The organism is Kitasatospora herbaricolor, assembly GCF_030813695.1.
GTDB lineage: Bacteria > Actinomycetota > Actinomycetes > Streptomycetales > Streptomycetaceae > Kitasatospora > Kitasatospora herbaricolor.
Genome location: NZ_JAUSVA010000002.1, coordinates 6,682,362 through 6,704,030 on the forward strand (window position 1 = coordinate 6,682,362; position 21,669 = coordinate 6,704,030).

The window sequence follows — 21,669 nt, forward strand, 5'->3', positions numbered from 1 at the left end:
ACAGGGCCCTGGACGGGCCGGCTTCGCTGAGTGACAGGTCGGGAGTGGCGCTGGTGGCGAGGAAGACGGCGACGATGGACGCACGGCCGGCCCCGGACGGAGCCGCGGACCAGTTGCCCGCCGGGCCCGCCGTGTTCGCCGGGCGCCGCACCGAACTCGCCGCCCTGCGGGCCGCCGCGGCCCGGCCCGCGGACGGCCGCAGCCCCGTCCTGGTGCTGGCCGGGCGCCCCGGCTCCGGCCGCACCACGCTGGCCGTCCGCTTCGCCCGCGACGTCGCCGCCGACTACCCCGACGGCGTGCTCTTCGCCCGGCTCTCCGCCCCCGACGGCGGCCGGGCGGCGCCCGGCCAGGTCGCCCGCCGGCTGCTGGAACAGCTCGGCGCGCCGGTGGACGCGATGCTGCTGCCCGGCGCCGGCGAGGAGGGCCGCGACGACCCGGCCTGCGTCCGGCTGCGCGCCGCGCTGGCCGGCCGCCGGGTGCTGCTGCTGCTGGACGACGTCAAGGACGCCGGCCAGCTCTGGCCGCTGCTCGCGGACGAACCCGGCTGCCTGGTGGTCGCCACCACGGCCGGCCCGCTCACCGGCATCGAGGACATCGACCCGTGCATCCTCGGCGGTCTGGAGCAGCCCACGGCGGTCGGCCTGCTCGGTGAGCTGGTCGGCGGGAACCGGATCAGCTGCGACCCGGTCGGCGGCGCGGACCTGGCCGAGGCCTGCGCCTCGCGGCCGGCCGCGCTGCGGCTGATGGCCGGCTGGCTGCGGGCCAACCCCAAGGCGGCCGTCACGGACGCGGCGCGTGAGCTGGTCAGTGTGACCGGGACGGTCGGCGGCGCCGCCAAGGCCGGTGCGGTGAAGGCCGGTGCGGTGAAGGCCGGTGCGGTGAAGGGCGGGTCCGCGAAGGGCGGTACCGCGAAGTCCGGCGGGGTGAACGGCGCGGCGGTGCGGAACACGGCCGGGCCGGCCGCCGTCGCGGTCACGCCGGGAGGGACGAAGAGCGCCGACGCGGCCCAGGCCGGCGGGGCAGGCGTCAACCGGGGACGCGCGGACGCCCTGCCCGTCGGTGGGACGCCCGGGGGTGTGACGCCGGCCGGTCCGACGCCGCCGGGCACGCCGCTCGTGGGCGGGAAGCCGGTGGACGGGACGCCCGCCGGCGGCGCGCCGGGCAAGGGCGCCGCCGCGCCCGCGGGGGCGGCCGGTGCGCCGGACACCCGGCCGGCGGCGGGCCGGGCCGGCAAGGGACGCAAGGGCCGGGCCCCAGCGGGCCGCCCGGCCCCCGCGGCCGGCCACGCGCTGCGGACCCCACCGGTGGCACCCGGCACCGGGCCGGCCGCCGGGACCACGGCCGGGACGGCCGCCGCCGCGGCCGCGGCCGGGGACGCCGCCGAACGGCCCCCGGCCGTGCTGCCGCCGGGCACGGCCGAGCCGGTCCCGGTACCGGACAACGACCCGCTGATCGGCGCCTTCACCCTGCTCTACGGCACGCTGCCGCCGGCCCAGGCGCGGATGCTGCGGACCCTGACCCTCGCCCCGGCCCAGATCGCCGACCTCCGGACCGCCTCCGCGCTGGTCGGCTGCCCGGCCCCGGAGGCGGCTGCCGCTCTCGCGGCGCTGGCCGCCCACGAACTGCTCGGCGAGGAGCCCCCCGCCGCCGACGGCACGCCCCGCTACCGGGTGCCCGGCCGGCTGCACCCCAGGCTGGTCCAGCTGCGGGAGGCCGTCGACCGCCCGACCGAGACCGAACTCGCCCGGGCCCGGCTGCTGGAGCGGCTGGTCCGGCTGGTGGACTCGGCGCGCGCCCTGCTGGACCCGGCCGGCGGGCCGGCGCCCGAGCCGCTGCCCGGGCCGCTGCGGCTGCGCAGCGCCGTCCAGGCCCGCCAGTGGCTGCTCGGCGAGCGGGACCTGCTGCTGGGCGCGGTGGCGGACGCCATCGGCCAGGGTGACCTGGACGGCTCGGCCGGCCGGCTGGTGACCGCGCTGCTGCGCGCCCTGCCGCTGACCGGCGCCGCCGCCCCGGCCGACCTGCACCAACTGCACGAGATGGTGCTGCGGGTGGCCGAGCGGCACGGCGCCCCCAGGCGGGCGGCGGCAGCCCTGCTCAACCTGGCCGACCTGCACGTCGCGGCCGGGCACTGGGAGCAGGCGGCGGAGCGCTTCCGCGCGGCTCTCGGAGCGGCCCGCGAGGCGGCGGACGAGCCGGCCTGCGCGCGGGCCCTGGAGGGCGCGGCCGGCTGCCACCGCGCGCTGGGCGACGCGGTCCGCGCCGCCGACGCGTACGGGCGGGCCCTGGCCCTGCGGCAGACCCTGGGGGACCAGCCGGCCGAGGCCCGGCTGCTCGCCAGGGTCGCGGAGGCGCACGTCGCCCAGCGGCGGTTCGAGGAGGCCGAGCGGGAGTACCGGGCGTCCCTCGCGGTGCTGCGCAGGCTGGGGGACGAGCAGGGCAGGGAGGCCGTCACGGCTGCCGTACAGCGGCTGCGCGAGCAGGTCGATGGCGGTTGGTGACGATCGGCTTCGGAGTAATGTCGCAGATGCCGTTTTTGCTCGATTTTGGCGGGGAAGTGGCCTAGCAAGCCTACGAACCTGCCAATGTGTCCGGCTGATTTAGTCAGTTTGGAAGGCTGACACGCCGCCTGGGCTTCATTACACTCGAACCTAGTCGCGCAGCGAACTGTGCCCCGGTGTCTTCCGGAGGCTTCCGCGCGCGTCGCCCACCGGTCTTCCCCCGGCTGGGACCACAGGCAAGAGGGACGTGTTTAGCCGTGACCAAGGTCGGCATCCCCCGCGAGGTCAAGAACCACGAGTACCGCGTGGCCATCACGCCCGCCGGCGTGCATGAGCTGGTCCGTAACGGACACGAGGTCTACATCGAGGACAACGCCGGCGTCGGCTCCTCGATCCCCAACGAGGAGTACGTGGCCGCCGGTGCGACCATCCTCCCCACCGCCGACGAGGTGTGGGCCACGGCCGACCTGCTGCTGAAGGTCAAGGAGCCGATCGCGCAGGAGTACCACCGCCTGCGCAAGGGCCAGACCCTCTTCACCTACCTGCACCTGGCGGCCGACCGGGCCGGCACCGACGCGCTGCTCGCGTCCGGCACCACCGCCATCGCGTACGAGACGGTGCAGCTCGCCAACGGCGCGCTGCCGCTGCTCGCCCCGATGTCCGAGGTCGCGGGCCGGCTGGCCCCGCAGGTCGGCTCGTACCACCTGATGCGTCCGGCCGGCGGCCGTGGCACCCTGCCCGGCGGTGTGCCCGGCACCCACCCGGCGAAGGCCGTCGTCATCGGCGGTGGCGTCTCCGGCTGGCACGCGGCCACCATCGCCATCGGCATGGGCTACGACGTGACCCTGCTCGACCGCGACATCAACAAGCTGCGCGAGGCCGACAAGATCTTCGGTACGAGGATCAAGGCCATCGCCTCCAACGCGTTCGAGCTGGAGAAGGCCGTCCTCGACGCCGACCTGGTGATCGGCGCCGTCCTGATCCCGGGCGCCAAGGCCCCCAAGCTCGTCACCAACGAGCTGGTCTCCCGGATGAAGCCGGGCTCCGTGCTCGTCGACATCGCGATCGACCAGGGCGGCTGCTTCGAGGACTCGCGCGCCACCACGCACGACAACCCGACCTTCCAGGTCCACGACTCGGTCTTCTACTGCGTCGCGAACATGCCGGGCGCCGTCCCGAACACCTCCACCTACGCGCTGACCAACGCCACGCTGCCCTACATCGTGGAGCTGGCCAACCGCGGCTGGAAGGACGCCCTGCGTCGGGACGCCGCGCTGGCCAAGGGCCTGAACGCGCACGAGGGCCAGATCACCTACGCGGGTGTGGCCGAGGCCTTCGGCCTGGAGTCCGTCTCCCTGGAGAGCGTGCTCGCCTGACGCCCCCTCAGCCAGGCCCGCCCCCGCTCGGGGGCGGGCTGCCGGCCCCCGGCCCGCTCCCCTCGGGCCGGGGGCTTCGGCATGCCCGCGAACGGCCGCCCGCGGCGCCGGGCGGCAGCCCGTCGGGCCCCGCGGACGCCTCCCGGGCGTCCGTCGGCACGCCCGGGAGGCGTCCGCGCGCAGTCGCCGCAAGGACACCGTGCGGTCACGGATCGTTCACCGTCGGGGCACCGCGCGAGTGTCGTCAATTTCTGTGGGTCGCGTCACCCGACCGCAGAAACGTTAGGGTCAAGGGCCCGCCCATCCCTTGACAGCGGGTGGCCCGATAGTCGACACATCCTGCCCACTACCGTGGATTGTGTTGCTGCGAACGCCTTAAACGGCCTAGAGTCGCAAACCGTCGGCATGCTGCCACGCTGACGAATCGACATAGAGTCCTGGATGCCCAAGGAGGTAAGACGACTTGTGAATGAGTCGACATTTGCTCCCGGGGGTGGTCAGCCAGGACTGGCGGGGCACACCGCCGGACAGCCGAGTGAGGGGCCCGGGGCCCGGCAGGCCACCGTGGGCTCGGCCGAGGTCGGCTCGGTCGCGGTCCGCACCTTCGAGGCCCGCCAGGCCACCGCGCCGGTCATCGACCTGGACGCCGACCTGCCGTCACACGGCCTGGCCTACGGCGAGTTCGCCTACGGCGCCTACGACGACCCGGACGCCGAGTACGAGCCCGACCCCGAGTACGCCGCCACCCTGGCCCCCGACGCCGCGCGCCAGCGCCGCGAGCGGGTCGGCCCCACCGGCCGGCCGCTGCCGTACTTCCCGATCCCCGCGCCGCTGGCCGAGCACGGCCCCGCGCAGATCATCGCGATGTGCAACCAGAAGGGCGGCGTCGGCAAGACCACGTCGACCATCAACCTGGGCGCCGCCCTCGCCGAGTACGGCCGCCGCGTGCTGCTGGTCGACTTCGACCCGCAGGGCGCGCTCTCCGTCGGCCTCGGGGTCAACCCGATGGAACTCGACGTCACGGTCTACAACCTGCTCATGGAGCGCGGCCTGACGGCCGATGAGGTGCTGCTCAAGACCGCGGTGCCCGGGATGGACCTGCTGCCCTCCAACATCGACCTGTCGGCCGCCGAGGTCCAGCTGGTCAGCGAGGTGGCGCGGGAGTCGGCGCTGGCACGCGCGCTCAAGCCGCTGCTGCCCGACTACGACTTCGTCATCATCGACTGCCAGCCCTCGCTGGGCCTGCTGACGGTCAATGCCCTGACGGCCGCTCACAGCGTCATCGTCCCGCTGGAGTGCGAGTTCTTCGCGCTGCGCGGTGTCGCGCTGCTCACCGAGACCATCGAGAAGGTCTGCGAGCGGCTCAACCCCGAGCTGCGGCTGGACGGCATCCTGGCCACCATGTACGACTCCCGCACGGTGCACAGCCGTGAGGTGCTCGCGCGGGTGGTCGAGGCCTTCGGGGAGCACGTCTTCCACACCGTCATCGGCCGCACCGTGCGCTTCCCGGAGACCACCGTCGCCGGCGAGCCGATCACCACGTACGCGACCAACTCGGTCGGCGCCGCCGCCTACCGCCAGCTCGCCAGGGAGGTGCTCGACCGGTGCCGCCCCGCCGAGTGAGTCTCCCGGGTGCCGACGAACTGTTCCGGACCACCGGCGGGATGGCGCTGTCGCCCTCCCTGAGCCGGCCGGCCGAGGCGCCCAAGACGGAGACCGCACGGGCCGCCGGCGCCGAGGAGGCCGGGCGGGACCCCCGTACCGGCCGCCCAGGTGCCGAGCGCCAGGGCGAGCGGCCCACCGTCCCGGCGCCGTCGCACGGCCAGCCGGGGTCCGGAGGGCAGGCGGGCCAGCCGGGCGCGGGCATGCCGGCCCAGGGCGCGGGGCAGGGCCGCCAGCACGGCGCCGCAGAGGACGAGACGGGCGCGGGCGACCCCGCCCGCCGGGCCCGGCCGCGCGGCCGGGCGCCGCGCCGCCCCAGCGGCCGTGAGCGGCACGACGAGAAGATCACCGTGTACGTGTCCGCCGAGGAGCTGATGGACCTCGAGCACACCCGGCTGGTGCTGCGGGGCGAGCACGGCCTGGCGGTCGACCGCGGCCGGATCGTCCGGGAGGCCATCGCGGTCGTCCTGGCGGACCTGGAACAGCGGGGCGAGGCCAGCATCCTGGTCCGGCGGCTGCGCGGGCGCTGAGGCGCCGGGCGGCGCCGGGGCGGCGTGTCGGCGCCCCCGGGTCGGGCGGTGCGGCGGGTCCGGGTGAAGATGGACCGTCATGCCGAGCACGAACGAGACCCCGGTTGCCGCCACCACCGCTGATCACGCCCCACCCGCCGGGCCGCAGCAGCGCGGGGGCTTCCAGGTGCGGCTGGACAACTTCGAGGGCCCGTTCGACCTGCTGCTCGGCCTGATCGCCAAGCACCGGATGGACGTCACCGAGGTGGCGCTCTCCAAGGTCACCGACGAGTTCATCGCCCACATCCGCGCGATGGGCCCGGACTGGGACCTCGACGCCGCGACCGAGTTCCTGGTCGTCGCGTCCACCCTGCTCGACCTCAAGGCCGCCCGGCTGCTGCCCGCCGCCGAGGTCGAGGACGAGGAGGACCTCGCCCTGCTGGAGGCCCGCGACCTGCTCTTCGCCCGGCTGCTGCAGTACCGGGCGTACAACTCTCGCCGGCTGCTGCAGTACCGGGCGTACAAGCGGGCCGCCGCGATCTTCGGCGAGCACTGGGCCGCCGAACTGCTGCGGGCCCCCCGTACGGCCGGCCTGGAGCCGCAGCACGCGGCGCTGCTGCCCGAGGTGGTGATCACCCTCGGCCCCGAGGACTTCGCGCGGCTGGCGGCGAGGGCGATGACCCCCAGGCCGGCGCCGGTCGTCCACATCGACCACATCCACGCCCCGCAGGTCAGCGTGCGGGAGCAGGCCGCCCTGGTGGTGGGGCTGCTCGGCTCCCTGGGCGAGGCCACCTTCGCGCAACTGGTCGCGGACGCCCCGGACAACCTGGTGGTGGTCGCCCGCTTCCTCGCCCTGCTGGAGCTGTACCGCGAGCGGGTGCTCGCCTTCGAGCAGCCGGAGGCGCTCGGGGACCTCCTGGTGCGCTGGGTGGCCGAGGCGGACCGGGCGGTGGTCGAGGTGACGGACGAGTTCGACCGCCCGCCGGGTGAGCCCGAGCGCGAGGCGGAGCCGGACGCCGGGGCCGCGGGCCCGGGCTCGCCCGGCTCCGGCCCGGCCCGGCGTACCCGGACGACAGTCAGCACCGGCAGAACCCGCGAGGACGGTGATCCGCGATGACCGCGGCCGACGACCACGGGGCCGAGGGCGCCCGGACCGAGCAGCCCGCCGACCGGCCCGCCGCGCCCGGCGACGCGGCCCTCCCGGGGGCCCGCAGGCCCGCGCGGCGCCCGCTCGGGGTCCCGGGTCGCCCGCGCGCCGAGGAGTGGCAGGAGCCCGCCCACAACCCCGGGACGGGCGTACTGGAGGGCGTGACGGCGGCCCCGGAGCGCGAATCGGCGCTCGCACCCCGGCCGTCCGCGCTGCCGGCGCCCTCCGAGCCGCCCGCGCCGGCGGCGGAGGAAGGCGCCCGGCTGCCCCATCAGGCCGAGCCGGTCGCACCGGCGCCGCCCGTCCGCGCCCCCCGGTCCGCCGGGGCAGGCACGGCTGCGGGCCCGGGCGCGGACGCCGCGGTGGAGGCCGGGGTCGGTACCGGGCCGGTGGTGGCACTGCGGCCGGCGCTGGAGGCGATCCTGATGGTCGTCGACGAGCCGGCCGGCGAGGCCCACCTGGCCGACGTGCTGGAGCGCCCGCGCGCCGAGGTGGCGGCCGCGCTGCGCGACCTGGCCGCCGAGTACACCGCGCAGGGCCGGGGCTTCGACCTGCGGCTGGTGGCCGGGGGCTGGCGTTTCTACACCCGGGCCGACTGCGCGCCGGCCGTCGACCGGTTCGTCCTGGACGGCCGGCAGGCCCGGCTGACCCAGGCCGCGCTGGAGACGCTGGCGGTGGTCGCGTACCGGCAGCCGGTGTCCAGATCGCGGGTATCGGCCGTCCGTGGTGTGAACTGCGACGGTGTGATGCGTACCCTGGTACAGCGAGGACTGGTGGAAGAAACCGGGTCCGAGCCCGAAACAGGTGCGATCCTGTATCGGACGACGAACTACTTCCTGGAACGGATGGGGCTGCGCGGCTTGGACGAGCTGCCGGAGCTCGCGCCCTTCCTGCCCGAGGTCGACGACGTGGAAGCGGAGTCCCTGGAGGGCACGATGATCGCGGATGCGGTCGCCGCCGCTACCGCGCAATCTGCGGTCCGCAGCGGTGAGACCGATCGGGCTGCGTCTGATCGGTAGGGGGCGGTGAGGTCGGCCGAGACGACTTGCACATCCCAGACGGAATCGACGTACGGACTTTTTGATGCGTAGCAGTGGTAACGGCAGGAACAGCAGCGGCGGCGGCAGCGGCAGCCGTGGCGGACAGGGTGGGGCCCGGGGCGGAAGCTCCTCCGGCGGGGGTTCCTACGGCGGCGGCCGTGGCGGCCAGCAGGGCGGCGGCTCGTACGGCGGAGGCTCGGGCGGCTCGCGCGGCGGCTCCGGCGGCGGCTCGTACGGCGGCGGTTCGCGTGGCGGCTCCGGTGGTGGCTCGTACGGCGGCGGCTCCGGCGGCGGTTCGCGTGGCGGCTCCGGTGGTGGCTCGTACGGCGGTGGGTCCGGCGGCGGTTCGTACGGCGGCGGTTCGCGTGGCGGCTCCGGTGGGGGTTCCTACGGCGGCGGCTCGGGCGGTTCGCGTGGTGGGTCCGGCGGCGGCTCGTACGGCGGCGGTTCGCGTGGCGGGTCGGGCGGCGGTTCCTACGGGGGCGGCTCCGGCGGCGGTTCGTACGGCGGCGGTTCGCGTGGCGGCTCCGGTGGTGGCTCGTACGGCGGCGGCTCCGGCGGCGGCAGCCGTGGCGGTTCCTACGGGGGCGGCTCGGGTGGCTCGGGCGGTTCGCGCGGTGGCTCCGGCGGCGGCTCGTACGAGCGCAGGGACGACCGGCGCGACGACCGCAGGGACGACCGCCGGCAGTACCCGGACCGTCCGCTGCGCCCCGAGGAGCGCAAGTACGACCGTCCGGAGTTCGGCTCCGGCGGGCACTACGGCGCCCGCAAGGCGCTGCCGCAGAGCCAGCGCCCCCGCACCCAGGCCCCGCGCAAGGAGGGCCAGGGCGCCCCGGGCGACCCGCGTCGTCAGCCGCAGCGCTCGCGTGAGCTGCAGGCCAAGATCGAGGACGCGGTGCTGGCCCGGCACGACAAGCCGGCCGTGAAGCTGCCGAAGACCTTCGACGAGCCCGAGGGCGAGCGCCTGCAGAAGGTGCTGGCGCGGGCCGGCATGGGCAGCCGCCGGGCGTGCGAGGAACTGGTGACCCAGGGCCGCGTCATGGTCAACGGCAAGCTGGTGACCGAGCAGGGCAAGCGGGTCGACGCGCAGCACGACGAGATCAAGGTGGACGGCCTGACCGTCGCCACCCAGTCGTACCTGTTCTTCGCGCTCAACAAGCCGGCCGGCGTCGTCTCCACCATGGAGGACCCCGACGGGCGCCAGTGCCTCGGCGACTACGTGACCAACCGGGAGACCCGGCTGTTCCACGTCGGCCGCCTGGACACCGAGACCGAGGGCATCATCCTGCTCACCAACCACGGCGAGCTGGCCCACCGTCTCACCCACCCCAAGTACGGCGTCACCAAGACGTACATGGCCGCGATCCAGGGCCCGATCCCGCGCGACCTGGGCAAGATCCTCGCCCAGGGCATCGAGCTGGAGGACGGCTTCGCCCGCGCCGACAGCTTCAAGGTGCTCTCGAACGTGGGCAAGAACTACCTGGTCGAGGTGACCCTGCACGAGGGCCGCAAGCACATCGTCCGCCGGATGCTCGCCGAGGCGGGCTACCCGGTCGAGAAGCTGGTCCGCACCCACTTCGGCCCGATCGCCCTGGGCGACCAGAAGTCGGGCTGGCTGCGCCGCCTCACCAACCCCGAGGTCGGCCAGCTGATGAACGAGGTCGGCCTGTAGGCGGGTGCCACACCTTAGGACAGCGTCACCGCAGGAGTCTCCTACCTGCTGATGAGGGCCTCCCCGCCGTTCGGCGGGGAGGCCCTCTCGCCGTCCGGCGGCGGGATGTGAACCTGGCCGCACCGCCTTGTCAGCCGGATGATCTGTGGCAGAGGATTGCCACCTGACATCGACCCGCCGTGTGGCGGGAGTGCGCCACTACCGGAGCACAGAGGCGAACGGGGGAGGAACGTCGTGTCCGAAGCACTCAGCGCGTTGGGACTGGCCGAGCCGGACGGACAGGTCTACTCGGCGCTGGTGGCCAATCCGCAGTCGACCGCGGAGGACCTGGCCGAGCAGTGCGGGCTGACGCTGCAGCAGAGCGGCCGGGCGCTGGACCGGCTGGCCCAGCACGGCATGGCCACCCGCGCCCCGGTCGACCGGCAGCGGTTCCTGCCGGTCGCCCCCGACGTCGCGATCGGCACCCTGATCGGCCACCGTGAGGCAGAACTGCGGCATGCCCGCGCCGAGATGCACCGGCTGATGGACGCCTTCCGGGAGGCCTCCCGCTACACCGACCCGGCGCACTCGGTCGAGGTGCTGACCGGCGGCGAGGCGATCGCCCAGCGGCTGGAGCACATCACCGAGACCAGCCAGTACCAGGTGCGCGGCTTCGACTGCCCGCCGTACATCCAGGACCCGGTGGCCGACAACCCGGTCCAGCGCCGGCGGCTCAAGGAGGGTCTGCGGCTGCGGACCATCTACGACCGGGAGGCGGTCGCCTGGCCCGGCCGGCTGGAGAAGAACATCCTGGTCGGGGTGGAGGACGGCGAGGAGGCCCGGGTGCGGCCGGTCCTCCCGATGAAGATGATCATGTCCGACGACCGGATGGCGATCGTCCCGATCAGCGTCGGCGACAGCGTTCTGGACGCCGCCTACGTGATCCACCCCTCCGCGCTGCTGCAGGCCCTGGACACGCTGTTCGAGGCCGAGTGGGAACGGGCCGTCCAGCTCCAGGCCGCGATCGGCTCCGGCGAGGACTCGCTGGAGCCCGAGGCCGACCACCGCAAGCTGCTCGGGCTGCTCGCCGCCGGCCTCACCGACGAGTCGATCGCCCGCTCGCTCGGCTGGAGCGCCCGCACCACCCAGCGCCGGCTGCAGAGCCTGATGCGCGAACTGGGCGCCACCACCCGGTTCCAGGCCGGTATGGCGGCCCGGGAGCGCGGCTGGCTGTGAGCTGGGCGCCCCCGGCGCCGAGGGCTCGTGAGCAGGCTCCCGCGCCGGCCGGGGCACCGGCCGGGCCCCAGGGCCGCCCGCAGCGGCCCGGCTCAGCTCCAGGGGGAGAGGCTGGCCCAGCGCTTGTCCGGCCCGCGCTCCACCTTCTCCAGGCCGACCACCGCGCTGCGGTTCAGCCGCCCGTAGATGTGCGGGTACAGGACGCCCGGGGTGGCGCCCGGCACCGGCCCGCCGTCCGCGGCCTCCCACTTGACCATCGGCTCCACCAGGGACTCCTCGATCAGCAGCACCATCAGCGGGCCGGGGGAGTCGGCGAAGAAGGCGTTGGCCACCGCGAGCGCCGTCCGCTCGTCCGCCGAGCAGTGGATGAACCCGTCGGTCAGCAGCGAGGCGGTGGCGTACGGCCGCCCGGGGTCGGTGAGCCAGTCGTCCAAGGGGGCGAGGTGCAGGATCATTCTCCTGTTCTACCCCGAATCGCCGTCACATCGGCCACTCGCGGGCGGCCTTTGCCCCGGGGTGTCACAACCCCACCGGCGCCGCCCGTCCGTCCCGCGCCCGCCGCCCCGCCCGGCGGCGGGGGCGGGCGGGGCGGTCACCGGTCACCGGGCGGGCGGCGAGCGGCGGGCTCAGAGACCCGCGACCTTGGCCGAGGAGGACACCTCGTAGACCAGCGTGACGGTCCGCCGGGCGCCGGGCGCCAGGACGAGGTCCCAGCGGACGATGCCCTCGGAGTCGAAGGCGTCCGGCGCGGGCGCGCAGCGCTCCTTGCGCAACTTCACCTCCACCGCGGAGACCTCCGAGACCGGCACCCGCTCGCGGACCGTCACCACCCGCTCGTCGCGCTCCTCCGGACCGGAGAAGCGCGAGACGAACAGCCGGACCGTCCGGGTGGAGACGTTGCGCTGGGTGATCCCGGCGGTGGAGTCCTGCTCCTCCGTCTCGCGCACCACCCGGTAGTCGTCCGAACTGCCGAAGGCCAGCTCGGCGTCGGCCCCCGGCGCGGTGAAACCCAGCTCGCCGCGGCCGGTGAAGCCGCTGCCGCGCACCAGCTCCACCGGGCCCGCCAGCAGGGCGTGACCGGCCCCGTTGCGGAACCGCACCACCTGGGTCACCAGCGGCGACAGCTCGGGAGCGCAGGCGTACTCGCTGCTCGCGGGGGCGGTGAAAGCCCCCAGCGGCACCCGGTGCGCCCGGCCGTCCGCGGGGACGGTGGCCGGGGCGGGCGCGGGCAGCACCCGGACCTCGCCGCCGTCGTCCACGCCCGGGACGGCCGCGGTCGGGCCGAGGGTGCTGATCGCCTCCTCGCGCAGCTCCACCTCGACCGTGCGGCGCTCCTCGGCGCTGCGCTCGCGCAGCGTCAGGCGGTCCTCGGCGATCTGCGGCGGGTCGGTGGCCAGCGCCGAGCGGGCGGTGGACAGGGTGAGCCGCACGCCCGTCCAGTCCTCGCCGGTGCGCTGCCAGACCACCGCCTCGGACTCCAGCCGCAGGGCGCCGTCCACCAGCGTCGCCCGGTAGGAGGGCCGCCAGAGCGCGCACGGGACGAGGTGGCTCACCGTCAGGCCGGCCGGGCCGGCCCGGTCCGCCTCCACGGTGAGTTCGAGGTGGGCGACCAGCTCGGCGGGCTCCTCCTCGGCCGCTTCGAGCGCGCGGCCGGCCTCCTCGCGCTCCTGCTCCAGCACCCGCAGCCGGGAGCGGGCGGCGCGCAGCTCCTCGCCGTAGCGCTCGCGGTCGGCGTCCACCCGGTCCAGTTCGCGGGTCCAGCGGGCGCGTTCGACCTCGCCGAGGCCGGCGCCCTCGCCGATCTCGCGGAGCAGGTCCGCGGCGAGCTGGGCGAGCAGGGCCAGCCGGGCGTCCAGCCGGTCCCGCAGCCGGCCGTTCTCGCGGACCAGCCCGTCGAGTTCGTGCAGGCGGTGGCTGAGCCGGGAGTCCTCCGGCCCCGGCGCCAGCGGGGCCCGCGGTGTCCAGGCGCGCACCACCCGGGCGTCCAGGACGCGGACGCCGGGCCGGTCGGTCTCGGCGCGCAGGGTCCGGTCGGCGGTCAGGGCGGTGACCGGGCCCAGTCGCAGGCGCTGGACGCCCGTCGTCAGCTCGACGGTGGCGGAGCGCTCGACCTGGGCGCGGTCCTCCAGGCAGGTGACCGCGGTGACCGGGAAGGGCAGCGGCGGGACGGGGGTGAGGGGGGCCATGGGTCAGTTCCTCCGGTTTCCGCCGACGATGGCCTTGCCGGCCGGGATTCGGATCTCGTAGCCGCCGTCGAGTTCGGCCCGGCCGCCGGCCGGCACCTCGACCCGCCACAGCCGGCTGCTCGCCGGGAGGCCGTCCGCCGCGTCCTGCGGCGCCTGCCAGCCGGCCCGCTCCTCGATCCTGATGTCCGCCTCGGACGGCACCGGGACCCGCTCGCGAACCTCCACCGTGACCGGGTGGCCGAGCCGGTTGGCCAGCTCGACGTGGACCCGGTGGTCCAGCACCGTGCTGCTGTTCAGCATGCCCGCGGTGGACTCGCGCAGCTCGGTCCGCCGGGCCACCTCGATGCTCTCGGTCACCCCGAGCCCCAGCCGCCGGGTGCCCCCGCGCGCCAGCGAGGACAGCCCCGCGGTCAGCAGGTAGTCCCCGTCCACGGTCACCTCGACCGGCCCGGCCAGCAGGGCCTGCGCCGAGTCGTTGGTGATCACCAGGGTGCCGTAGACCCGCTCCTCGACGGACGGCACGCAGATGTACTCCGGCCGCAGGCCCACCTCGACCTCGCCGACCGTGACGGTGTGCCAGGTGCCGTCGGAGGGGATGTCGGCGGGCGCGGCGGCGTCGAAGCGGTGGTCGAAGGAACCGGCCGACCTGCGCGGCGGGACGGCGTGGCGGGGCAGCGGTAGCGCCGCCACCCGCTCGGCCCGGCCGCGCGCCGCCGTGTCCGACCGGCCCGCCGGGTCGGCCGGCGCCGGCCGCAGCTCGCCCCGTCGGCCGGAGCCCGGCTCCGGGCCGGAGAGCCGCAGAGCGGGGTAGTCGAGCAGGGCCTGGTCCGGTGCGGGCGGCCCGGCCGGCGCCCCCGCCTCCCGGGCGCCGGGCGGTGGACCGCCGGGGGAGACGTCGGCCGACCGCGACAGGTCGGCCTTGCGGGCCCGGGCGACCGGCTGCGGCGCCGGGGCGGCGCCGCCGAACCCGGCCGAGGCCTGCGGCGCGCCGTAACCGGCCTGCGGAGGCGGCGGGGCGCCGTAGCCGCCGGGGGCGGACGGCGGCGCGGCGGACGGCGCCAGGGCCGGCAGGAAGGGCGCTGGCGGCGGTACCGGCGGACCACCGGCCTCCAGCGTGCCGCCGCGGGGGCGCGCCGCCACCGGCCGGGCCGCGGCGGCCACCGGTAGCGGCTGCCGGCCGGCCGGGCGCGGGCCGGCGGCGTCGTAGCCGCTGAAGAGCTCCGCCAGGCCGCTCGGCGGCTCGCGCCAGCCGGTGGGCGGCGGGGCCGGCTGGCTGCGGCCGATCCGCAGCGAACGCAGCCGGGGCAGCTCGGTGCGGCGCTCCAGGTCTGCGCTGGACAGGGCCAGGCGCACGCCCGTCCAGTCCTCGCCGGTGCGCTGCACCACGGAGGCGCGCAGCAGCAGGCTGCCGCTGCCGGCGCCCCGGCGGTAGTCCAGCCGGTAGGCGGGGACCCAGCGGGCACCCGGTACGCCGTACTCCAGCTCGATCTCCAGCTCTGGGCCGGGCACGCCGGTGACCGGCGCCTCCTCCGCCCCGGCGGCGGGCGGACCGGCCAGCGTCAGCAGGACGGTGGCGCCGGTCTCCACCGGGCGGCTCGGGCCGGCGGTCGAGGAGCGGTCCACCAGGTCGGTCAGGACCTCGGTCTCGTGCTCGGCCAGCCGCAGCTCCTGGTCCAGTTCCTCGGCGCGGGCGTGCAGCGCGGCGAGCCGCTCGTCCACGAAGTCCGCGAGTTCCAGCCAGGCGTCGGCCGGGGTCCGGCGGTGCGGCTCCTCGCGGCGCCGGGGCGGCGGTACGGCGCGCAGCGCGGCCGTCTCGTCGATCCGGGCCCGGACCAGCGCATGGCGCTCCCGGACGGCGCTCTCGCGCTCGCGGGCCTCGTCCAGCCGGCGCCGCCGCTCCGGCAGCTCGGCCTGGTCCCGCAGCTCGGCGCGGGGCTCCAGCCGGGCCTCGATCACGCTCCAGCCGGGCGCGCCGCCGACCACCGAGGCCCGTAGCGACCGTCCGTCCAGCACCTGGGGCAGGCCGGTCAGCCGGACCCGCCGCCCGGCCGGCACCGCCCCGCGCGCCCGTCTGCGGCACACCGCCCCCACCGCGTACACCACCACCGATTCGAGGGCCGACTCCCAGCTCCCCGCGCCGCCGTCGGTGGCTCCTCGCCCGGCCCCGCCCCCGTCCGCCGTGCCGTTCCCGTCCGTGCTGCCGCCCGCTTCAGCCGCCACCCCGATGTCCCTTCGTCCGTTGCGCCGCTCCGGGCGCACAGTCTGCCGCCCGCCGGGCCCGCTGTCCCCGGATTTGCCCGCCGACGGGCGTGTGCCGGTCGCGGCGCGGGGCGCGGACCACGACCCACGGGCGCCGGGCGCCGGTCGGCGGCCGGGCCCGGACCCGGGCGGGCGAGGGGGCGCGCGGGTGCGAGAGGATGGGCGGGCACCGCCACCAGGCCCGCCCGTCAGGAGACGTACCAGCCATGCGCACTGTCGCCGTCGTCGGCACCGGACTGATCGGCACCTCCGCCGCGCTCGCCCTCACCGGCCGCGGGCTCACCGTCCACCTGGAGGACGCCGACCCGGACGCCGCGCGCACCGCCGCCTCGCTCGGCGCCGGGACCACCGAGCCGGCGGACGGCCCGGTCGACCTGGCGATCATCGCGGTGCCGCCCGCGCTGGTCGGCAAGGTCCTCGCCGACTGCCAGCGCCGCGGCCTGGCCCGCTGGTACACGGACGTCGCCAGCGTCAAGGACGGCCCCCGGGCCGAGGTGGCCGCGCTGGGGCTGGACACCGTCCACTACATCGGCAGCCACCCGATGGCCGGCCGCGAGCGCTCCGGCCCGCTGGCCGCCCGCGCCGACCTCTTCGAGGGCCGGCCCTGGGTGCTCACCCCCACCCCCGACACCGACACCGGGACGCTCAACGCGGTGCTGGAGGTGATCGCGCTCTGCGGCGCGATGCCGATCGTGATGGACGCCGCCGCGCACGACCGGGCCGTCGCGCTCGTCTCGCACGCCCCGCAGCTGCTCTCCTCGCTGGTCGCCGCCCGGCTGGAGCACGCCGACGAGACCGCCGTCCGGCTCTCCGGCCAGGGTGTCCGGGACGTCACCCGGATCGCCGCCTCCAGCCCCGCCCTGTGGGTGGACATCCTCTCCGCCAACGCCGGTGTGGTCGCGGACGTGCTGGAGGACCTCGCCACCGACCTCGGCGAGACCGTCACCGCGCTGCGGTCCATGCAGGCCGCCGACGAGGGCGAGCGGCTGGCCGGCGCGGCCGGCATCGAGGCGGTGATGCGGCGCGGCAACCACGGCCAGGCCCGGATCCCCGGCAAGCACGGTGCGCCGCCCACCCGCTACGAGACGGTCGCCGTGGTGCTCGGCGACCAGCCCGGCGAGCTGGGCCGGCTGTTCGGCGAGGTCGGCGCGGCCGGGGTGAACATCGAGGACGTCGTGATCGAGCACTCCAGCGGGCAGCAGGTCGGCTTCGTCCAGCTCTCGGTGGCACCGGGCGCGGTCAAGCCGCTGACGGCGGCGCTGCGGGAGCGTGGCTGGAGCGTCCGGGACTGACGGGCCCCCGGGTGCGCGGGCGGTCTTCCGCGCGGCCGGTGCTCGGGGACGGCCGGTCATCCGGGGACGGCCGGTCCTCCGGGACGGGCGCAGGGGACTCCCGGACGTCCCGGAGGGCGGTCGGACGGGGACGGAGGGTGACGGCGGACGGGGCGCGCACCTGCGTCCGGGCGCCGCGTCCGGAGCCCGTGGGACGTTGGGCCGGGCGGGTGACGGCCGCAGCGGGCGGGGGTTCCGCGCCGGTCGTCTAACCTTGAGGGAGACATCCCCAGGTTTAGAGAGAGGTTCGCCCCGTGGACACTGCCGACCGAGCGCACGCCCCGGTCGTCGTCGCCATCGACGGACCCTCCGGCTCCGGCAAGTCGACCGTTTCCCGCGCGGTCGCCGCCCGGCTCGGACTCAGCTTCCTGGACACCGGCGCGATGTACCGCGCGATGACCTGGTGGATGCTGGCCAACGAGGTGGACGTCGACGACGCCGAGGCCGTCGCGGTCGCCTGCGCCAAGCCGGTGGTCGTCTCCGGCACCGACGCGGCCGGCCCGACCATCACCGTCGACGGCCAGGACGTCTCCGGCCCGATCCGCGGCCCCGAGGTCACCGCCCAGGTCAGCGCCGTCGCCGCCGTCCCGCAGGTGCGGGCGCGGCTGGTGGAGCTGCAGCAGCGCTGCGCCCGGGTCGCCGAGCGCGGCATCGTCGCCGAGGGCCGGGACATGGGCAGCGTGGTGTTCCCGGACGCCACCGTCAAGATCTTCCTGACCGCCTCCGAGACGGCCCGCGCCGGGCGCCGGGCCGCCGAACTGCGGGCCAAGGGCGTCGACGAGGCCACCATCACCGCGATGGCGGCCGACCTCGCCCGCCGGGACGCCGCCGACTCCTCCCGGGAGACGGCACCGCTCGCCCAGGCGGCCGACGCCGTCCTGGTCGACACCAGCGAGCTGACCCTCGACCAGGTGATCTCCACGATCGCCGCGTTGGTCGAGGAGCGGGCCGGCCTGTCGGCGGTCTGACCCCCGCCGGCACCACCCGCCGGCACCACTCGCCCCAACCGGCGCGCCCGTCCGACCCGGACGGCCCCCGCCGGAAGCAGTCCGAACGCATCACCCCTGATGTTTCGCACCACCCCTGATTTTTCGCGCTGCCCCGTGTCGAGGGCAGGTACGCACGGCACGTCCCTGGGAAGGGCTGCGCCGGGAAATGGAAAAACGAAGATGACCGAAGACACCGCCACCGGCTCCGGTGAGCTGGACGCCGCCGACTACGCCGAGTTCATGGCCCTCGCGGCCGAGGAGGGCTTCGACGGCGAGGAGCTGGACGGCGAGGGCGCGCACGCCCCGCTGCCGGTGCTGGCCGTCGTCGGCCGGCCGAACGTCGGCAAGTCGACCCTGGTGAACCGCATCATCGGCCGCCGCGAGGCCGTCGTCGAGGACAAGCCGGGCGTCACCCGCGACCGGGTGTCCTACGAGGCGACCTGGAACGGCCGCCGCTTCAAGCTGGTCGACACCGGCGGCTGGGAGCTGGACGTCCTCGGCATCGACGCCATGGTCGCCGCGCAGGCCGAGCTCGGCATCGAGAGCGCCGACGCGGTGCTCTTCGTGGTGGACGCCACCGTCGGCGCGACCGACACCGACGAGGCCCTGATCAAGCTCATCCGGCGGGCCGGCAAGCCCACCGTGCTCTGCGCCAACAAGGTGGACGGCCAGTCCACCGAGGCCGAGGCCGCGTACCTCTGGTCGCTGGGCCTCGGCGAGCCGTACCCCGTCTCGGCCCTGCACGGCCGTGGCTCCGGCGATCTGCTGGACGCCGTGATGGCCGCGCTGCCCGAGGCGCCGCCGCAGACCTTCGGCGTCGCCCCCGGCGGCCCGCGCCGGGTCGCGCTGATCGGCCGCCCGAACGTCGGCAAGTCGAGCCTGCTGAACAAGGTCGCGGGCGAGGACCGGGTGGTCGTCAACGAGCTGGCCGGCACCACCCGTGACCCGGTCGACGAGCTGATCGAGCTCGGCGGCAAGACCTGGAAGTTCATCGACACCGCCGGTATCCGCCGCCGGGTCCACCTCACCGCCGGCGCCGACTTCTACGCCTCGCTGCGCACCTCGTCGGCGCTGGAGAAGGCCGAGGTCGCCGTCGTGCTGGTGGACGCCAGCGAGACCCTCGCCGAGCAGGACACCCGGATCATCTCGATGGCCGTCGAGGCCGGCCGCGCCGTCGTCATCGCCTACAACAAGTGGGACCAGATGGACGAGGAGCGCCGCTTCTACCTGGAGCGGGAGATCGAGAAGGATCTCGTCCAGGTGCAGTGGGCCCCCCGGGTCAACGTCTCCGCGCTGACCGGCCGCCACATGGAGAAGCTCGTCCCGGCGATCGAGACCGCGCTGGCCGGCTGGGAGACCCGGATCACGACCGCGCGTCTCAACGCCTTCCTCGGCGAGCTGGTCGCCGCCCACCCGCACCCGATCCGGGGCGGCAAGCAGCCGCGCATCCTGTTCGGGACCCAGGCCGGCATCCGTCCGCCGCGGTTCGTCCTCTTCGCCTCCGGGTTCCTGGAGGCCGGCTACCGCCGCTTCGTGGAGCGCCGCCTGCGTGAGGAGTTCGGCTTCGTCGGCACGCCGATCTCGATCTCCGTGCGGGTGCGCGAGAAGCGCCGCCGCAAGTGACACCCCGGTGAGCGGCGGGCGGTGCGTCCGCCGCTCACCGGACACGCTCACCGGACACGCTCACCGGACACGCCCAGCGAACCGGCTGAGCGGACAGTCCGTGCGGACAGTTCGAGCGGACAAGGAGGCCCTGGCACCCGTGGGTGCCAGGGCCTCCTGCCGTTCGGGCCCGGGCCGTCGTCCCGCGCAGGGCTCCTCGCCGTGAGCGGGTCCGGCCGTCGGTGGCCGGTGGGCCTGGGCCACCGGGCGCTCAGGACTCGCCGGAACTCCGGCCCGGCGGCAGTGACAGCCGGTTGCGGTGCCGCCCGCCCACCCCGGCGCCCGCGGCCTGCACCGGGCCGAGGTAACCGGCGGCCACCCAGCCCTGCCCGTTCCCGAGCTGCCCGCCGTGCGAACCCGCCTGCGACCCGGCCCGCAGGCCGGCCGGCTGCCCGCTCTGACCGTCCGTCCGCTCCTCCGGCTGCCCGCCGGCCGGGCCGCCGGCGGTGCCGCCCTCCTGCCCCTGCTGGCCGTTCTGCTGACCCGGCATGAACTGCGGGGCCCCGAGGGCCTGCCCCGCGTACGTGAGGAAGGCCTGCTGCTGCGGAGGGTACGACCGGGCCTCGGACCGGCTCGGGTACGGCTCCCGGACGGCGAACCCGGCGAAGCGGAGGTCCTCCTCGCCCGAGCGGTCCCCGGGCAGGGCCCGGAACAGCCGCCGGTACTCGGAGTACAGCTCGTCGTAGATCGGCGTCGTGGAGTGGGGGTGCTCCGCGTCGTACGACGGGCGCATGCCCGGGATCGGGCGGCTGGTGACGGTGGTGGGCTGACGGTGGGCTGCGGCGACGTCGTAGCTGTACACGTAGGAGCCAACGAGCGAGAACGGCAGGGGATGCGGGTCCGGGGCGCTCACCCCGGGCCTTCGAGGAGGGGCCCCCGGGCCGGCCGGCGGGCCGGGCCCGCCGGCCCCGGGGTCTGCCGTGCCGGCCGCCGCGCCGGGGCTGACGGCCCCGCGTCCGGGCTGACGGCTCAGGTGCCCGCTTGCCCGCCTGACCGCTTGCCCGCCTGCCCGCTCGGTGCGGGGCGCGCGACGGCGCGGGTGCCCGCCGCGGCCGCTCAGGTGCCCGCGAGCGGGAGCGAGGCGGCCACCACCTGGCCCTGGGCGGCGGCCCGCTCCAACGCGAGCCGCAGCAGGTCCTCACGCGGCTGGCGGCCGATCGTACCGGCCGGCACCGCGTACATGGTGACCTCGGCCTGCTTGCCGGCCGCCACCCGCCAGGCGTCCGTGACCTGCAGCGGCTGGTGGGCCTGCCACCACCCGGTGCTGCCGCCGGCCGCGGCGGGCTGCAGGATCGCGTGCAACTGCCCCATCACCATCAGCACCGACCAGCCGGACAGCTGGCCGGGCGTCACGTCCACGTCCGCCAGCGGCTGGAACCCGGCGTCCTGCAACAGGCTGAGGAACTCGTCCGTGCCCGAGGTGTTGCCCGGCCGGCCGACCGGACCGGTGGGCTCGACGACCAGGGCGGCGTGACCGGTGCCGCCGTGCATCACCAGCCCGCAGGTGATGCCGAGGACGGCGGCCTGCCCGGCGGCGGCCGGGGCGGGGAGCGGAGCCTCCGGGGCCGGGGCCGCCGCCGGGGCGGGTTCCTGGGCCGGGACGGTGTAGGAGGGCTGCCGGGGTGCGGCGACCGGCGGCTGTGCGGCCACCGGCTCCTGGGCCTGGCTGATGCTCCGGACGGCGCCGAGCAGCTGCTCCTCGGACACCGGCACCACCTGGGACGGGATGCAGCGGGAGTGCGCGAAGGCGAGCACCGCCGTCTCGTCGCCGATGAAGAGCACGGTGCTGGTGGGCTCCGTCAGGGTGTCGCCCGGTGTCCGGCAGGACGTGCATTCGTAGGTGTCGGGCGCGTGGGCCCCGCCGAGCAGGCGGTCGGCCTCGTCGTCGCCGATCTCGGATCGAACCTCGTCGCTGACATCGAGCATGTGCGGCACGAAGACTCCTCGGGTTGTTGCGGGGGTGACGGGGGCGCCCCCGGCCGCCATTACCAACGGACCCCTGTGTCAGGGGTCACGGGTGGGTCCGGGACCTGACGTGAATTGCCGCATTCCTGATGACGGAGGGTGATTCACCGGTCGCAATATGTCGATCCCGAGTGCGAATCGGGATCGGTTGACCTATG

At 75.8% G+C, this 21,669-nt stretch carries 16 protein-coding genes; 11 read left to right on the forward strand and 5 right to left on the reverse strand.

Features of this window, described 5'->3' with window-relative positions:
- Window positions 1-74: 74 nt before the first annotated feature.
- The 8 genes from J2S46_RS29360 (at window position 75) to J2S46_RS29395 (ending at window position 11,119) form a co-directional block, all read left to right on the forward strand.
- Entirely contained in the window at window positions 75-2,498 is a 2,424-nt protein-coding gene (locus tag J2S46_RS29360) for an AAA family ATPase (protein ID WP_191293127.1), read from the forward strand.
- 257 nt (window positions 2,499-2,755) lie between these two features.
- Window positions 2,756-3,874, forward strand: a complete 1,119-nt coding sequence (gene ald, locus J2S46_RS29365) for an alanine dehydrogenase (RefSeq protein WP_191293126.1) — start codon at window positions 2,756-2,758, stop codon at window positions 3,872-3,874.
- A 564-nt stretch (window positions 3,875-4,438) separates the two neighbouring features.
- The gene (locus tag J2S46_RS29370; RefSeq protein ID WP_191293125.1) at window positions 4,439-5,497 is read left to right on the forward strand and encodes a ParA family protein; all 1,059 of its coding nucleotides are present in this window, start codon (window positions 4,439-4,441) and stop codon (window positions 5,495-5,497) included.
- Complete coding sequence (locus J2S46_RS29375) at window positions 5,494-6,066, forward strand: hypothetical protein (protein WP_229913201.1); 573 nt, start codon at window positions 5,494-5,496, stop codon at window positions 6,064-6,066. The genes J2S46_RS29370 and J2S46_RS29375 overlap by 4 nt, the downstream gene beginning before the upstream one ends.
- 79 nt (window positions 6,067-6,145) lie before the next feature.
- Window positions 6,146-7,162, forward strand: a complete 1,017-nt coding sequence (locus tag J2S46_RS29380; RefSeq protein ID WP_307351659.1) for a segregation and condensation protein A — start codon at window positions 6,146-6,148, stop codon at window positions 7,160-7,162.
- Window positions 7,163-7,617: 455 nt separating this feature from the next.
- Window positions 7,618-8,211: an SMC-Scp complex subunit ScpB gene (scpB, locus tag J2S46_RS29385; protein WP_229913206.1), complete on the forward strand. Its 594-nt coding sequence runs from the start codon at window positions 7,618-7,620 to the stop codon at window positions 8,209-8,211.
- Window positions 8,212-8,275: 64 nt separating this feature from the next.
- Complete coding sequence (locus J2S46_RS29390) at window positions 8,276-9,904, forward strand: pseudouridine synthase (RefSeq protein ID WP_191293123.1); 1,629 nt, start codon at window positions 8,276-8,278, stop codon at window positions 9,902-9,904.
- Window positions 9,905-10,138: 234 nt separating this feature from the next.
- Window positions 10,139-11,119: a helix-turn-helix domain-containing protein gene (locus J2S46_RS29395; RefSeq protein ID WP_190214067.1), complete on the forward strand. Its 981-nt coding sequence runs from the start codon at window positions 10,139-10,141 to the stop codon at window positions 11,117-11,119.
- A 92-nt stretch (window positions 11,120-11,211) separates the two neighbouring features.
- Here J2S46_RS29395 and J2S46_RS29400 read toward each other — a convergent pair whose 3' ends face one another.
- From J2S46_RS29400 to J2S46_RS29410, 3 genes are all read right to left on the reverse strand, one after another.
- Complete coding sequence (locus tag J2S46_RS29400; protein ID WP_191293122.1) at window positions 11,212-11,574, reverse strand: DUF952 domain-containing protein; 363 nt, start codon at window positions 11,572-11,574, stop codon at window positions 11,212-11,214.
- A 171-nt stretch (window positions 11,575-11,745) separates the two neighbouring features.
- Window positions 11,746-13,305 (reverse strand): mucoidy inhibitor MuiA family protein, encoded by a 1,560-nt coding sequence (locus J2S46_RS29405; protein ID WP_191293121.1) that lies wholly within the window; start codon window positions 13,303-13,305, stop codon window positions 11,746-11,748.
- Window positions 13,306-13,308: 3 nt separating this feature from the next.
- A complete protein-coding gene (locus tag J2S46_RS29410) occupies window positions 13,309-15,525 on the reverse strand; it encodes a DUF4139 domain-containing protein (RefSeq protein ID WP_307351662.1) in 2,217 nt (738 codons plus the stop codon).
- A 245-nt stretch (window positions 15,526-15,770) separates the two neighbouring features.
- Between J2S46_RS29410 and J2S46_RS29415 the strand changes: the two genes are divergently transcribed.
- From J2S46_RS29415 to der, 3 genes are all read left to right on the forward strand, one after another.
- Entirely contained in the window at window positions 15,771-16,856 is a 1,086-nt protein-coding gene (locus J2S46_RS29415; RefSeq protein WP_191293120.1) for a prephenate dehydrogenase, read from the forward strand.
- 293 nt (window positions 16,857-17,149) lie between these two features.
- Window positions 17,150-17,863: a (d)CMP kinase gene (gene cmk / locus J2S46_RS29420; protein ID WP_191293119.1), complete on the forward strand. Its 714-nt coding sequence runs from the start codon at window positions 17,150-17,152 to the stop codon at window positions 17,861-17,863.
- A gap of 201 nt (window positions 17,864-18,064) precedes the next feature.
- On the forward strand, window positions 18,065-19,507 hold the full coding sequence (gene der, locus J2S46_RS29425; RefSeq protein WP_191293118.1) for a ribosome biogenesis GTPase Der: 1,443 nt from the start codon (window positions 18,065-18,067) through the stop codon (window positions 19,505-19,507).
- Between the two features lie 250 nt (window positions 19,508-19,757).
- Here the strand turns inward: der and J2S46_RS29430 are convergent, their stop codons facing one another.
- Together J2S46_RS29430 and J2S46_RS29435 are read right to left on the reverse strand one after the other, a co-directional pair.
- Window positions 19,758-20,399, reverse strand: coding sequence for a hypothetical protein (locus J2S46_RS29430; protein ID WP_191293152.1), 642 nt, complete (start codon window positions 20,397-20,399; stop codon window positions 19,758-19,760).
- A 203-nt stretch (window positions 20,400-20,602) separates the two neighbouring features.
- Window positions 20,603-21,481, reverse strand: a complete 879-nt coding sequence (locus J2S46_RS29435; RefSeq protein ID WP_191293117.1) for a DUF8842 C-terminal domain-containing protein — start codon at window positions 21,479-21,481, stop codon at window positions 20,603-20,605.
- Window positions 21,482-21,669 lie beyond the last annotated feature (188 nt).

Coding starts and splice junctions, on each gene's coding strand:
- J2S46_RS29360 (WP_191293127.1), top strand. CDS start 75: ATGGACGCACGGCCGGCCCCGGACGGAGCCGCGGACCAGTTGCCCGCC.
- J2S46_RS29380 (WP_307351659.1), top strand. CDS start 6,146: ATGCCGAGCACGAACGAGACCCCGGTTGCCGCCACCACCGCTGATCAC.
- scpB (WP_229913206.1), top strand. CDS start 7,618: ATGGTCGTCGACGAGCCGGCCGGCGAGGCCCACCTGGCCGACGTGCTG.
- J2S46_RS29390 (WP_191293123.1), top strand. CDS start 8,276: ATGCGTAGCAGTGGTAACGGCAGGAACAGCAGCGGCGGCGGCAGCGGC.
- J2S46_RS29400 (WP_191293122.1), bottom strand. CDS start 11,574: ATGATCCTGCACCTCGCCCCCTTGGACGACTGGCTCACCGACCCCGGG.
- J2S46_RS29405 (WP_191293121.1), bottom strand. CDS start 13,305: ATGGCCCCCCTCACCCCCGTCCCGCCGCTGCCCTTCCCGGTCACCGCG.
- J2S46_RS29415 (WP_191293120.1), top strand. CDS start 15,771: ATGCGCACTGTCGCCGTCGTCGGCACCGGACTGATCGGCACCTCCGCC.
- der (WP_191293118.1), top strand. CDS start 18,065: ATGACCGAAGACACCGCCACCGGCTCCGGTGAGCTGGACGCCGCCGAC.